The sequence below is a fragment of the Caballeronia sp. GAFFF1 genome (assembly GCF_023630705.1).
GTDB lineage: Bacteria > Pseudomonadota > Gammaproteobacteria > Burkholderiales > Burkholderiaceae > Caballeronia.
Genome location: NZ_JALQEM010000037.1, coordinates 231,080 through 243,783 on the forward strand (window position 1 = coordinate 231,080; position 12,704 = coordinate 243,783).

The following is a 12,704-nucleotide window of genomic DNA, read 5'->3' on the forward strand; positions in this document are numbered from 1 at the left end:
CACCGAAACCTACAGCGAAGCTACCGCTTCGCCAACCCCCAGCCGCCAAGCAAGATAGCCGGCTGGGCACACGCCTCCGGCACTGCTCACGGACGTCGCCTCGATGCGCTCGGCGAGCGTCTCGGCGTTGGACCGATATCCCCATACCGGCTTTGCAAGCGCCACCGCAAACCCGACCTCAAACGCCGTCCCGCTGTCCGGCTCGCCCGGGCCTCGAAAACCATCCAGGTTCGCCATGACGACGTCGGCAGAGCGGATCAGGTCAACGTTCGCGCTATAGATCGATCGGGCTGCTTCCTCGCCTTGGAGGCAGGAGGGCAACTGGCCATCAAGCGGATAAAGCCCAACGAAGCCGCGATCGCGGCAGAGCTGCTTGAGGTGTTCGCCGTGCGCTTTCGCGTCCTGCCGGAAGACATCGAAGCCAGCGAGGTAGACGCGGGGCTCCTTCGCAGCGCGCTCGATGGGCAACGGGGCGGGGTCGAATTTGCCCTCTCGGACTCGGCGTTTGATGCGATTGAGTTGCCGCTTTACAGCCAAGAACGCTTTTGCCGAGGGTCGACGCGATTTGGTCGATCGGCAAACCCTGGTCCAGCAATTCCATCAGATCCCGCTGCGACTTCGTTGGACTTCTTTTCTGCATCGGACGTCAGGATGATTGGCCCGCGTATGAGCTTACCAATAACCTTGCGCAGTCAAGTCAAACTGGCTCAGTTGCGACTCTCGCATAGTAGCAAACCACCCGAGAAACGGCGCTACAACGCCAAACTTCGCCCGCAGCCCTTCGGCAGCGAGAGTTCTCGCGCAAAAGGGAGTAGTCAAGGACCGTGGGGTGTTCCCCTAGTCAAGTAGCCGGCGGACCTGCCGTTAGAAACTTGAGCGCCGCGCGTCGCGGCGACCGCAACCATGCCTTGGAATCCAGGATGAAAGTTTCTACCCGGCTCGCACTGCTTGCCATTACCGCCCTTATCGCGTTGATTGCGATAGGAGGGTATAGCGTCTACAGCGTGCGTCGCGCCATGCTCGAAGACAAGCGTGCTCAGATCGTCAATATGTTGAAGATGGCTGAGCACCTCGCGGAGTATTACCACCAGCAGGAAGTAGCCGGTGCGATGACCACCGAGCAAGCGCAGACCGCGACGAAGACCGCCTTGAACAGGATGAACTATTCCGATCAGAGCTACTACTGGGCCCGCCTGCAGGACGGCACTTCGCTTGTGCATCGGAAGCAGGAAAACATCGGCAAAGTCTTCCTCGGCAAGGCGCCAGACGGACGGCCTGACACGGAGCTATATCGCGAGATGCTCGATAAGGAGCACATCCCTGTCATGATGGTGGTGACGGCCCACCCATCGACCGGCGTGATGACGGGCAAGATGAACGGCATCGTCGAGTTCAAACCTTGGGGCTGGTGGATCGGCACGGGATTTTTCACCGACGATATCAGTGCAACGTTCCTTCACACGACGCTGCAGATCAGCGGCTTAATTGCGCTGGCACTTGCGGCCATTGCAGCATTGGCGTGGAAGACGATTAGGAACGTCACGGGAGAGCTCGGCGGCGAACCGCAGTTTGCAGCGCGCGTCGTTCGAGAAATTGCAGCCGGCGACCTCAGTTCCCCGACGGTGCTCAAGGACGGTGATGACCGCAGCCTTCTTGCGGCAGTGGAGCACATGCGTCGCGGTCTGCAAGATATGGTGACCACGATCCGTACAAGCTCGGAGGCCGTCACGGGCGGTGCCGTTGAGATTGCGGCCGGCAACACCGACCTGTCCAGCCGCACGGAGCAGCAGGCTGCGTCGCTGCAAGAAACCGCGGCGAGCATGGAAGAGCTCACCGCGACCGTTAAGCAGAACTCCGAAAACGCTCAGCAAGCGAGCGGGTTGGCTGAGAACGCGAACGCCGTGGCGAACGAGGGAAGCGCAATCATTGGTCAAGTCATCGAGACGATGGATTCGATCGAGCAGAGCTCGGGCAAGATCACCGAAATTATCGGGATGATCGAAGGTATCGCATTCCAGACCAACATCCTCGCACTCAACGCGGCAGTGGAAGCCGCACGCGCAGGTGAGCAGGGCCGCGGCTTCGCCGTCGTTGCGAGCGAAGTCCGGAACCTCGCACAGCGTTCGTCGACCGCCGCCAAAGAAATCAAGGACCTTATTGAGACGTCTGGCAGTCGCGTACATGAGGGAACCGTGCTCGTCGCACAGGCCAGTGAGACGATGAAACGGGTTGGTACGGCGATACAGAGAGTCAACGACATCATGGGCGAAATCGCGTCCGCCTCCAACGAACAAAGCCGCGGCATCGAGCAAGTGAACCAGGCCATCTCTCAGATGGACGAGGTCACGCAGCAAAACGCGGCGCTCGTTGAGGAAGCAGCGGCGGCGGCCGGTTCGATGGAGGACCAAGCGAAACAACTAACCGCGGCCGTTGCAGTGTTCCGTACGGCGCAGACTCCCGTCGTCCCAACGAAGAAAAGTTACGAAGGCCAGACGACTCGACCGTCGCCCGCAAAACGAACGTCGGCGACCGCCCGCGCGGTAAAGCCGGCGGCCCCTGCGCCGGTTGTAGCCAGCGCGGCGGCTGACGGTGAGTGGTCGACCTTCTGAGGTCGGAGGTCTCCGCACCGCTAGGGAGCCTGCGCCTTGGTGCGCAGGCACGCGCACCAGAGGCGCGTCAACGGCTAAACATCCTGGCCGCCGCGCCTTTATCACGCGAAGGCGGGCGCATCAGCCTTCAACGGATCGAAGAAACAGCGAGCTTCACAAGCAATGACGATAGGCGAAGAAACGACAATCTACGTTCAATTACAGATCGACGTGTACGGCGGTTGCATTGAGCTAATGAGCAGAGACGTCAGCGAGGCAGAGGCGCGTCGCATGTTCGGCAAGGTCGTGGCCGACCCTCGATCGGTGAAAGGAGATATCGCTACGCTGCTTGCGACGGAAACACGCGGCGACACCCTGCTATTGGGTTACTCGGTGCCCGGCCTTCGCGGTCGTCACGGCACGGTTGAGTTTGCCCTTGAGCATGCAATCGATGCTGCCGAGAAGTATTTCGGCTTTCCGGCCGATGAACTACACGCAGCGCTCCGACCTGCTAATGTCTCCGCGCTGATCGATGAGCGCGAACGCGGCATGGCGACTCTTCAAGACGAATTTCCTGAACTGGCCGAACTCTACGAGGCGTTCGTCGATGCCGTCGACGACTTAAGGGAAGACCTGCCGCACGAGGTGACGCGAGAGATTGCGCTCAACCGTGGAGCGCTGCACTAAAGAGCTGCGTCACTAGCGTGAGGCAAGGCGCGACACCCGATCGCGCCGTCTCATAATCGCGCCTAGTTAGGCTACGCAAATGCATCCGCCTGACGCGTCCCCGGCAGCATCCGATCGAACTCGCGCTTGACGATGCCGTAGCATTCGCACGAGCGTGCTTCGAGTGCCGCCCGGTCAAGCAGCCTGATGCACCCGCGCGTGTTGTGAAGAACTCCGGCCTCGTGCAGCTTGCCAACCGCTTCGGTTACCCCTTCGCGACGCACACCGAGCATGTCAGCGATCGATTGCTGCGTCACCCGCATCTCGTCGGACCGTACACGGTCCGCTTGAAGCAGGAGCCACCGGCACACTTGCTTGCTCAACGCGTGATGACGATTGCACGCGGCGGTTCGAGCGACTTGGGTGAGCAGCGCTTGCATGTAAAGAAGCGTAATGCGCCGGAGCAGGTCCGAGCGGGCGAAGTGCGCCTTCAGAGCACTGGCGGTCATGCGATACGCCGAGCCCGCTACCTGGACCTGCACGCGAGTGGGCATGGTATCCCCGCCGGTCAACACCGGCACGCCAGTCATACCTTCGCGTCCGATTGCCGCCACCTCGACGCTGCCGCCGTCTTCCATCGTGTGCAACAGCGTGATGACTGCCGTCGTCGGGAAGTACACGTGGTGAATGCGTTTGCCCGAGTCGCACAGAAGCTGCCCTGCGCGCAGTTGAACCAGTTCAAGGTCGGCTGCGACGGACTCCCATTCGTTCGAGGGAAGGGCGCCCAGCAAATGATTGCCGTGAAGGTCGGACTTGAATGTCAGCATTGGTCTCTCGTCTTGTCGCGCTGTAGTTTGCTGCGGCCGCGTTTCGTGTTCTGATCGGTAATCCGATCAGCCGAAGTCTTGCGGCCGACCCCGTAGCACCGTGGCGCTGTCTGCTGATGAACAGGCCATTCTCAATGTGCTTCGTCGTAGATAAGCGAGACCCGTGCCATGGCGCGGTAAAGCTCATACCAGCAGGGGAAAGGGCGCTACTGGGTGAGAACGCCGCGAGGCTGCGACGTCTATTTGATTCATTCATGAGGAGGCGGTAGCTTACCCATGATCGCCGAGCGGACCTAAGACCGTTACTTTCGGAAAACTTTTTAACGTTTGCGACGGCCAAAAAGCCCGATGAAACGCGTCGAGCCGTTGTTGCGTGGGAAGTTAAGTCGCCTCTTAAAATTGTTTCAAGATTGAGTCGAGGTCGCCCGCTGTCGTTACGGCCGCTGGCTCGCAGCCAGTCCACGCGTTAGCGAGAAACGTTGCACTTTTGCGCGATTGTTGCCATTTGCTACCGGTCCAATTGCCGCCCTTCACCCTACCTGCAGGCGCCACGTCTTGTTCGGTGAACCATCGATCGACTTCTCGAAGCCACTGTCGAACACCCAAGTCCAAGGCGGCCGGGAAGGGCGCTCGTCCGGTGCGGCTTCGAGCTGCTGTGCAAACGCCAGCGCCTGCTCCGCATTGGCGAAGAAGCGCACGTCGCCGATCACCACGTTGTACAGCGGCATCGACGCGTCAACCAGAAAGAGCGTTATCTTCCTGGCTGCATCTATCTGCCACACCGCGCTCGTTCCGATGCTGTAGGGGAATCGTCGCGACGCTTTCGGATCGGGCGCCTGGTTCATACAGCTGCCTCGGCCATGGCATTGCGCATCACCTCCGCGAGTTCCGACGCGACAAACTTTGCGACGTACGCGTTTGCACCGACCTTTCGCACGTGCTGTTCGTTCGCCGAGCCCGAAAGCGACGAATGAATTACGACGGGGATCCTTTGAAGGTCGGCGGCTGCTTTGATCTTTCGCGTAAGCGTGAAGCCATCCATCTCGGGCATTTCGAGATCTGTGAGCACGAGCGCAATGTCGTCGGTGACTTTGCGGCCTTCTTGAGCGGCCTTCTCACCGGCCCGTTCGAGCACTTCCCACGCCTCTTTTCCTGTTTTCGCCATGATGAATGGAACGCCCATCGCGTTCAGGCTCTCTTCGATCAGCGCGCGCGCGACGCCGGAGTCGTCTGCGGCCAGCACTTTCGCGCCGCGCGGAAGGGCAAGACGTCCGGTGTTGTCCACGGTGATCTCCGGCTCGCTCGAAGGAAGGACGTCGCGCAGAATCTGTTCGACGTCGAGCACCTGAGCGAGCCGCCCGCCGGCCTGCGCGTCCAGACGAGCGATGCTAGTCACTGCTCGGCCCGTGGAATGACCCTCTGCCGAAAGCACGCGGCTCCAGTCCAAGCGAACAATGTCATCAACCTCCTCAACAGCGAAGCCTTGCGTCGTGCGCGCGAACTCGGTTACCAGGAGGATCCTGCTTTTGCCGCGAGTGACGCAGCCGGTGACGGCCGCCAGATCGATGACCGGGATGATCTCGCCGCGCACATCAACTACACCAAGCACCTTTTCCGATGAACCGGCGAGCTCGGTCAAAGTCGGCATCTCAACAATCTCGCGGATCTTGAATACGTTGATGCCGTAAAGCTCACGCTCTCCGGTTCGCGGGGCGCTTCCCAAGCGAAAGAGCAGCAGCTCGAACATGTTGTTGCCCGCAAGCCTTACTCGCTGCTCAATATCGTGGTCGTTGTTGGTCATTCGCTGCGCCTCAGTCATCGGAAGGTTTTTTCAGTACTCCTCTATCGGCATGTTGCCCGCCGATATTGATGCGGGTATACGCAACAACGGCAGCTTACGAAGCCTGCATAGAGGAATATGTACCGATAGAGCCGCACACGCGGGCCGTCGCCCGCAAGAACCGTGGCATAGTGCGGGACGTCAGATAACCCAGGCGAGAAAATGACGACCCTCTCAAACATTGAAGAAAGGATTAGGAAATTGCAGGCTCGAGCAGACGCGGTTCAAAAGAAGCAGGCCATTGCTGCCGTCGCAAAAATTCATTCGCTCATGAAAGAGCACGGCCTGACAATCGACGACCTGACTGATCGAGGTAGAGCTGGCGCAGGAAAGGACTCGGCCAACGCTGCGCTAGCTGCGACCGGCAAATATCGCGATCCGAAGACGGGCGCAACGTGGAGCGGTCGAGGCCGAGCGCCGGCATGGATAGCAAACGCTAAGAATCGTGCGAAATTCCTCGTCTCTGCGGCAGTTGAGCCTAACGATAGGGACTCGGGCAAGCGCACGGGAAACTACCCCCGCGGTCCGCAACCGGCGAAGTACCGAGATCCCAAATCGGGAGCAGAGTGGAGCGGCCGCGACAAGGCGCCGGGATGGTTGGCATCGGTGAAGGACAGGACCAAGTTTCTGATCTCCACTGCTGATACCAAAGCGGCTGGCACTAAGAAGCCGAAGTCAAAAACGAGCGCCACGCCGGCGCGCTCAAGCAAGGCCGCAAAGACGCCCCACGCGGCAAAGGCGCCCCGCGCGAAGCGGACATAGTCGCGCAGGGTGGGGAGTCTTTTTTCTCTAGAGAAGGCCAAGCCGTCAGCGGACCGGTCGCCAACGCGTGCTTACCTGCTGGTCTTGAAGACGGCCATCGTTGCGCGCAGCCGTTTCTGAGGTGGGCCGCCGGAGATTGCGCCAATGCGTCAGGCCAAAACCTAGTCGGTCGAGAGTCGTGACAAAAGCACGTTCTCGGCGTCAGCGAGAAGGATGCGTGCGTACTCCGAGATGAAAACATCGTCTCGGTGATCTGCGCGCCCGAGAACCACAGGATGAAGGCGTCGTGCCTCTACAGCGAATGCAGCGCGCGCGTCCGCGCCGGTGAATTCGACGTCGGCGACGATCTTCTCAGCTACATCGTGGATCTCGCCGACGCGCTTGCCGTCGCTAGTAAGGATGACAGCAGTTGCGTTAATGCCGCGGTGTGTTTCTTTAAAGACGATGCTCGAAGCGTCGATGCTGAATGCCATGTGGTTGAATCCTGAAGTTTCGGCCAAGCAGGATTGCTTGACCAGTTCCCCTCAGGCTACTGCCCGCTGGCAGAAGTCAAGGCGGCAGACGCGTGACGTTCGTGACCGGGCAAGTGGAAGGTCGTTGCCTTCGTGCCCGGTCGCCACGTCTCGTGACAGGAGCGCCTACGGCCGACCTTACGCTACGCGAAACTGACCAACGGCGCTTGCGAGTTCGTTGGCCTGCGTCTGAAGCGCGGAAGCTGCGGCCGCCGACTGTTCAACCAGCGCCGCGTTTTGCTGCACCATCTCGTCGAGCTGCGCCACCGCACGGTTGATTTCCTGGATGCCGCGCGTCTGTTCGTCAGCCGCGTTCGTTATTTCGCCGATGATCGTGGTGACGCTCGAAACCCGCCCTACGATATCCGTCATCGTCTCGCCTGCCTGCTGAACCAGCGACGCGCCGGTCGACACGCTCGTCACGCTCGAATCGATCAACTCTTTGATCTCCTTCGCTGCCTGGGCACTGCGCTGAGCGAGCGTTCGCACCTCGCCCGCGACAACAGCAAATCCACGCCCATCCTCGCCTGCACGTGCGGCTTCCACGGCAGCGTTAAGCGCGAGGATATTGGTCTGGAAGGCGATCCCCTCAATCACGCCAATGATGTCAGCGATCTTGCCAGACGCACCTTCGATTTCATGCATCGTCGAAACAACGTCGGAGACAACGGAGCCGCCACGTGATGCGGCGCTCGCTGCGGTCGTCGCGGTTTGGTCAGCCTGCCGAGCCGCACTGGCGGATTGAGTCACTGTGGACGTGATCTCTTCCATAGACGCGGCAGTCTCCTCGAGGCTTGCCGCTGCCGCTTCAGTTCGACGTGACAAATCGTGGTTGCCCGAGGCGATCTCGTTGGCGGCATGGCGCACCGCCTCGCTCGTATCGCGGATTTGCACCATCACGCTGTTGATCTTGCCGACGAACGCGTTGAAAGAGCGAGCGATCTGGGCGACTTCGTCGTTGCCGGTCGCGGGCAGGCGCTGGGTAAGGTCTCCGCTGCCCGAGCCGATGCCTTCCATAGCGTCGCGCACTTTCGCAAGTCCTTTAAAGGCCACCCCGGTGACGGCGCCAATAATTGCGGCGGCGATCGCGGCGAGCACTGCGAGCGAGATGACCGATCCAGTCAGCAGCGAACGCATCCCGGCGGTCGCTTCCGACTTGTCGAGCGCGACAAGTGTCAGCCAATTCGTTCCCGGCACTGCGCGAGCCCGTACCAGCTTGGTTGCACCACCGACCGTGGCCTCGATGGCAGGCGATTGCTCCTGCGAGGCAGCGGTGATAGCGCTCGTCGTCAGTTCGCTGGAGACGTCGGTCAACGGCTTCAGTGTCAGCTTCGCATCAGCGGCGGCAACAATATTGCCGCTGCGATCCACCAACATGCCGAAGCTTGCGGGCGTCGGATGAATCGACTTGACGTTCGCAACGACGCTGTCCATCGCCACGTCACCCGATACGACGCCTTTGACCGTGCCGTCCCGGACGATCGGCGCGGCAAAGGCGACCACGAGCTTGCCGGTGCCCACATCGACGTAAGGTGGCGTCACGACGGGCATTCCAGCCTCAACAGCCTGCTTGTACCACGGTCGTCCGGTAGGATCGTAATCCGATGGAATACCGGTCGGGTCGGAGAACTTCGCCGTTTTATCCGCGTACCCGACATACACGTTCGTGAAACCGCCGGCGGCGGCAACCTGTTTGAGGAATGGTACGGGCTCGGCACCAAGCGCCGCGTCTTCGACCGAAACGATCATCTGCGTTTTCGACGTGACCCATTCCTCGATACCGGCTTCGTGACCGGTTAGTACCGCGCTGAGGCTGTTTTCGATGGATTCGCTGTTGTAGCGATGAGCGACGCCGTAGTTGACGCCGGTATTGACGACAAGTCCGCCAACGACGATGGCGACAGAAGCGGCGAGGACGCGACCGCGAATAGAAGAGAACATGTGAGCCGTGGAAAAAATTCGCTATGGCTCAGTTAACGACTTGGTGTGCACGCTCTTGATCCCTTGTTAAAATTTAGGCTCGATCAAAATTTGGGGCACGATCCGCCCATCACGTCGGTCGCGTCAGTGTTAAGGCGGCGAGAAACCGCTCGCGACTGACCTCGTCCGCGATGCTGTGACCGCAGTACAGTTCACCCGCCCGGCTTCGCCGCTGTCCGCGCGAGCACCGGTCTTTTAGCCTACGAGCCGGGACGGCGCTTGTTGGCCGGTTGCGCCAATTGGTTTTTGGCGTATTCGAGAAACGCAGATGCGCCTTTCGCTCGGCTGCAACAACGTTCGTTCCTTCCGACTTCGCTTTTTCTATCGCGAAGTTCACCATTGTTTCCTTGGCTTGAATCAAGGTCTTGCCGATAACGAAAACATTGACTAGCGGCTTCAGCACGACTTTTCTTCGCCGTATGAGATTGCATGGTGGCGGTCAACGGACTGCCGACACCAACTCTAACGTGGTTAACGGCATGCAAGTCTATTTCTTGTGTTCTTCCCGCTTGCGGGCGTCGCGTCTTTCAACGGGCGGTCGACCGGACTTCGCGAATGTCGGCAACCACGAGACGCCCAATAGACGCCGAGCTCGCAGAAATCGTTCGCTCGAAGGCTGCCATTAGGGCCTGTGTTGCATTTCAACCATCATTGTCGCCCTCACGGGTGAGCCTTCGATAGTCTAGAGGGCTGCTGCCGGTCCACTGCTTGAACGCGCGGCAGAATGACGTAGCATCGGAGAAGCCGAGATCGGAAGCGAGCGCTTCGACACTTGTGTTCGAATTCGTCAGCCGATGGACAGCGATATCCCGCCGCAACCCATCTTTGACCGCCTGAAAATGGGTTCCTTCGTTAGCGAATCGGCGGTTTAGCGTACGGACGGAGGTGTGAAACGCACGGGCCACTTCCGTTATCGTTGTTGGCTGCGCCATCTTCCCCGCCAAATGTTCGCGTGTTCGGGCCGCGATCGATACTCTATGAAGTGCACCGAACGTCCAATCCTCCGGCGCGCGCTTTAGGAACGCCCATAACTCGTGTTTTTCCCGCTTAAATGTTCCCGCGCAGTCCTGGTAGCTGAAATAGACGCACGTTATGCCAGCATCGAACCGTACGTCGCACGGATAGAGGATCGCATAGTCCTCTGCGTACTTCGGCTTAGCGAAACTAAACTCAACTCGATTCAGGGTGATTTCTCTGCCGACCAGCCAAGATGCTATGCCGTGGACCAGTTTCATCATCAACTCGTGCCCGAGCGGCACGACCTCGGTACCAGGGGCTCTTCCGATGAGCGCAAGCCTCACGAGATCGTTCTTAGTCGAGATCTGCAGCCGGTAATCATCTAGTAACAGGTTCCAGAAGCGGACATAACGATATAGGGCTACCAGTACGGTTGGTGCGTCCAACAGACTGAGCATTAGGTACTTCAGCGTACCGATACGGATTGGACGAGACCACAACCCGAGCATCTCGTCATCGAGCCTTGCCGCGATTGCCCTATACAGCACAGCGTATTGCTGACGCGTCAGCCGCGCATCCGGCTGTTGCACCAACGCCTGCGGGATCGCGGCACTCGCGAGGACCTGCGCCGCAGCCTTGTCGCCGTGGTAAGTGCGGACAGCGCGGAGCATCTCGTGCAGGAAGTGCGCTGAGAGAGTCAGGGCGCTTTGCCATTTCGCTTTCATGTTGCACATTATGGCGCAGTTTGCACATCGCTTGGCGCGGACGGTCAGCTTTTCCCACGCGTATCCCGCGATAATCAGCACGAGAACTGGCGTTGCTCGCGGTCGGGCGCCTCGTTGGATGGCGTCATTTGTCAATCACATCGTGGAAGGTTGTACGGAAAGGGAACCGCAATGGCTAATAGGCGAGTCGTCGTGACAGGTATGGGCGTCGTGTCACCCCTAGGATGTGGAGTGGAAGCCGTATGGCGCCATCTCGTGCATGGGCACTCAGGGATCATTGCGCTGCCGGAAGCCGTGATCGATGGGATCCCGTCCAAGGTCGCCGGCGTCGTACCGAGCTGGACGCCAGATTGCCCGAGCGGATTCGATGCCGCCCGAGTTGCTGAGCCTAAGGACCAGAAAAAGATGGACCGGTTCAGTATGCTTGCCCTCTGTGCAGCGCAGGAGGCTCTGACCCAGGCGCGGTGGCACCCCGATTCGGATGACGCACGAGAAAGGACTGCAACATTTGCGGGTTCGGGGGTGGGCGGATTCGGAACGATCGTCGACGCAGTCAGGACCACTGACGGGCGTGGTCCCAGACGGCTATCTCCTTTTACCGTTCCGAACTTTCTCGCGAATATGGCAGCGGGACACATCTCTATCCGTCATGGCTTCCGAGGCCCACTAGGCGCGCCTGTCACCGCGTGCGCCGCCGGCGCTCAGGCTATTGGCGACGCTTGCCGGTCGATTCGTGCTGGCGAAGCAGACATAGCTGTGTGCGGAGGGGCAGAGGCCAGCATCGATCGTGTAAGCTTCGGGGCATTCGCCGCCGCACGGTCGATGTCTACCGGGTTCAATGAGCGTCCCACCGAGGCATCTCGGCCTTTCGATCTCGACCGAGACGGATTTGTCATGGGCGAAGGAGCCGGCATGCTAGTCATCGAGGAACTCGAACACGCGTTGCGCCGCGGTGCGGAGCCGCTCGCAGAACTTTTGGGATACGGGACGACCGCCGACGCGTACCACCTCACGTCCCCGCCTAGCGACGGGTCTGGAGGACGACGCGCCATGGAGTTGGCGATGCAGCAGGCGAACGTTACGCCGAACCAGATTGGACACTTGAACGCTCATGCCACGTCAACGCCAGTTGGCGACGCTAGCGAGCTCGCAGCCATTCGAGCAGTCTTCGGAACTCGTAGCCCCGCGGTGTCTGCCACTAAAGGATCGACCGGACATCTGCTAGGAGCCGCTGGTGGCGTCCAAGCAATCTTCACGGTACTCGCTCTTCGCGACCAGATTGCGCCGCCCACACTAAACCTGACCCGGCCCGATCCCGCCTCGACGGGCGTCGATATCGTCAGTGGCACCGCTCGCGAAGTAGCGATCGACTTTGCTCTTTCGAATAGCTTCGGCTTTGGCGGCGTAAACGCCAGCCTGTTATTTGGACGGCTTTGAGGCTGTTCCCTGGGTAAGCGCCGAGTGGAGTGTCGACCGAATGAGCGCATTGTTTTCTCGGCGAATGCGGGCTACTGGCAACCCGTCGCCCAGGCTTCACTTTGGCGCAACCGCATACGGATGGGCCGCTATACGAATTGGCGGTTCTACTAGCAGGTCCAGAATTTCGTCTCGAAGCTCGTCGGCCAGAGAGCTATTCTCGTAGCCGTCCTTGTCTGCGTCGGACCTAAAGATCTCGACGTTCCACAATACGTCAGGGTCGCCGTCCTCCCGGAGAATGATGTAACGGTCCGAAGCTCCGGACTTTTCCATTCCGATCGCGGCAAGCTTGAATAGCTTGTCTCCAAGTCCGGGCCTCGCGCGCATTTTAATGATGTACGCTGGCTGGTCTTCCAAGGCCATACAGTCTC

General features: G+C 59.9%; 13 protein-coding genes. 4 read left to right on the top strand and 9 right to left on the bottom strand.

Translation table 11 applies throughout. The annotated features are described in order from the left end of the window. Positions 1-9: 9 nt before the first annotated feature. Positions 10-468 (bottom strand): nucleoside 2-deoxyribosyltransferase, encoded by a 459-nt coding sequence (locus NCR37_RS23210; protein ID WP_502800576.1) that lies wholly within the window; start codon positions 466-468, stop codon positions 10-12. A gap of 452 nt (positions 469-920) precedes the next feature. Between NCR37_RS23210 and NCR37_RS23215 the strand changes: the two genes are divergently transcribed. Together NCR37_RS23215 and NCR37_RS23220 are read left to right on the top strand one after the other, a co-directional pair. Then, complete coding sequence (locus NCR37_RS23215; protein WP_250475148.1) at positions 921-2,609, top strand: methyl-accepting chemotaxis protein; 1,689 nt, start codon at positions 921-923, stop codon at positions 2,607-2,609. A 162-nt stretch (positions 2,610-2,771) separates the two neighbouring features. Next, positions 2,772-3,275, top strand: a complete 504-nt coding sequence (locus tag NCR37_RS23220; protein ID WP_250475149.1) for a hypothetical protein — start codon at positions 2,772-2,774, stop codon at positions 3,273-3,275. Between the two features lie 71 nt (positions 3,276-3,346). Here NCR37_RS23220 and NCR37_RS23225 read toward each other — a convergent pair whose 3' ends face one another. From NCR37_RS23225 to NCR37_RS23235, 3 genes are all read right to left on the bottom strand, one after another. Further along, on the bottom strand, positions 3,347-4,081 hold the full coding sequence (locus tag NCR37_RS23225; RefSeq protein WP_250475150.1) for a Crp/Fnr family transcriptional regulator: 735 nt from the start codon (positions 4,079-4,081) through the stop codon (positions 3,347-3,349). 530 nt (positions 4,082-4,611) lie between these two features. Then, complete coding sequence (locus NCR37_RS23230; RefSeq protein ID WP_250475151.1) at positions 4,612-4,926, bottom strand: hypothetical protein; 315 nt, start codon at positions 4,924-4,926, stop codon at positions 4,612-4,614. After that, entirely contained in the window at positions 4,923-5,882 is a 960-nt protein-coding gene (locus tag NCR37_RS23235; protein WP_250475152.1) for a chemotaxis protein, read from the bottom strand. The genes NCR37_RS23230 and NCR37_RS23235 overlap by 4 nt, the downstream gene beginning before the upstream one ends. A 201-nt stretch (positions 5,883-6,083) precedes the next feature. Here NCR37_RS23235 and NCR37_RS23240 point away from each other — a divergent pair, with 201 nt between their 5' ends. Further along, entirely contained in the window at positions 6,084-6,683 is a 600-nt protein-coding gene (locus tag NCR37_RS23240) for an H-NS histone family protein (RefSeq protein WP_250475153.1), read from the top strand. 161 nt (positions 6,684-6,844) lie between these two features. On the opposite strand, the gene NCR37_RS23245 is transcribed toward NCR37_RS23240, so the two are convergent. The 4 genes from NCR37_RS23245 to NCR37_RS23260 form a co-directional block, all read right to left on the bottom strand. Further along, positions 6,845-7,156, bottom strand: a complete 312-nt coding sequence (locus NCR37_RS23245; protein ID WP_250475154.1) for a hypothetical protein — start codon at positions 7,154-7,156, stop codon at positions 6,845-6,847. A gap of 177 nt (positions 7,157-7,333) precedes the next feature. After that, positions 7,334-9,136, bottom strand: coding sequence for a methyl-accepting chemotaxis protein (locus NCR37_RS23250; protein ID WP_250475155.1), 1,803 nt, complete (start codon positions 9,134-9,136; stop codon positions 7,334-7,336). A 109-nt stretch (positions 9,137-9,245) separates the two neighbouring features. Continuing rightward, positions 9,246-9,578: a hypothetical protein gene (locus NCR37_RS23255; RefSeq protein ID WP_250475156.1), complete on the bottom strand. Its 333-nt coding sequence runs from the start codon at positions 9,576-9,578 to the stop codon at positions 9,246-9,248. Positions 9,579-9,816: 238 nt separating this feature from the next. Beyond that, the gene (locus NCR37_RS23260) at positions 9,817-10,938 is read right to left on the bottom strand and encodes an AraC family transcriptional regulator (RefSeq protein ID WP_250475157.1); all 1,122 of its coding nucleotides are present in this window, start codon (positions 10,936-10,938) and stop codon (positions 9,817-9,819) included. A 90-nt stretch (positions 10,939-11,028) separates the two neighbouring features. Here NCR37_RS23260 and fabF point away from each other — a divergent pair, with 90 nt between their 5' ends. Further along, the gene (gene fabF, locus NCR37_RS23265) at positions 11,029-12,294 is read left to right on the top strand and encodes a beta-ketoacyl-ACP synthase II (RefSeq protein WP_250475158.1); all 1,266 of its coding nucleotides are present in this window, start codon (positions 11,029-11,031) and stop codon (positions 12,292-12,294) included. Positions 12,295-12,390: 96 nt separating this feature from the next. Here fabF and NCR37_RS23270 read toward each other — a convergent pair whose 3' ends face one another. Further along, positions 12,391-12,696 carry a putative quinol monooxygenase gene (locus NCR37_RS23270; protein ID WP_250475159.1) on the bottom strand — a complete coding sequence of 102 codons (306 nt, stop codon included), beginning with the start codon at positions 12,694-12,696 and terminating at the stop codon, positions 12,391-12,393. Positions 12,697-12,704: the final 8 nt, after the last annotated feature.

Excerpts from the sequence above, each read along its gene's own strand:
- NCR37_RS23230 (WP_250475151.1), bottom strand. The coding sequence starts at position 4,926 with ATGAACCAGGCGCCCGATCCGAAAGCGTCGCGACGATTCCCCTACAGC.
- NCR37_RS23240 (WP_250475153.1), top strand. The coding sequence starts at position 6,084 with ATGACGACCCTCTCAAACATTGAAGAAAGGATTAGGAAATTGCAGGCT.
- NCR37_RS23250 (WP_250475155.1), bottom strand. The coding sequence starts at position 9,136 with ATGTTCTCTTCTATTCGCGGTCGCGTCCTCGCCGCTTCTGTCGCCATC.
- NCR37_RS23235 (WP_250475152.1), bottom strand. The coding sequence starts at position 5,882 with ATGACCAACAACGACCACGATATTGAGCAGCGAGTAAGGCTTGCGGGC.
- NCR37_RS23225 (WP_250475150.1), bottom strand. The coding sequence starts at position 4,081 with ATGCTGACATTCAAGTCCGACCTTCACGGCAATCATTTGCTGGGCGCC.
- NCR37_RS23215 (WP_250475148.1), top strand. The coding sequence starts at position 921 with ATGAAAGTTTCTACCCGGCTCGCACTGCTTGCCATTACCGCCCTTATC.
- NCR37_RS23245 (WP_250475154.1), bottom strand. The coding sequence starts at position 7,156 with ATGGCATTCAGCATCGACGCTTCGAGCATCGTCTTTAAAGAAACACAC.
- NCR37_RS23270 (WP_250475159.1), bottom strand. The coding sequence starts at position 12,696 with ATGGCCTTGGAAGACCAGCCAGCGTACATCATTAAAATGCGCGCGAGG.
- NCR37_RS23220 (WP_250475149.1), top strand. The coding sequence starts at position 2,772 with ATGACGATAGGCGAAGAAACGACAATCTACGTTCAATTACAGATCGAC.
- fabF (WP_250475158.1), top strand. The coding sequence starts at position 11,029 with ATGGCTAATAGGCGAGTCGTCGTGACAGGTATGGGCGTCGTGTCACCC.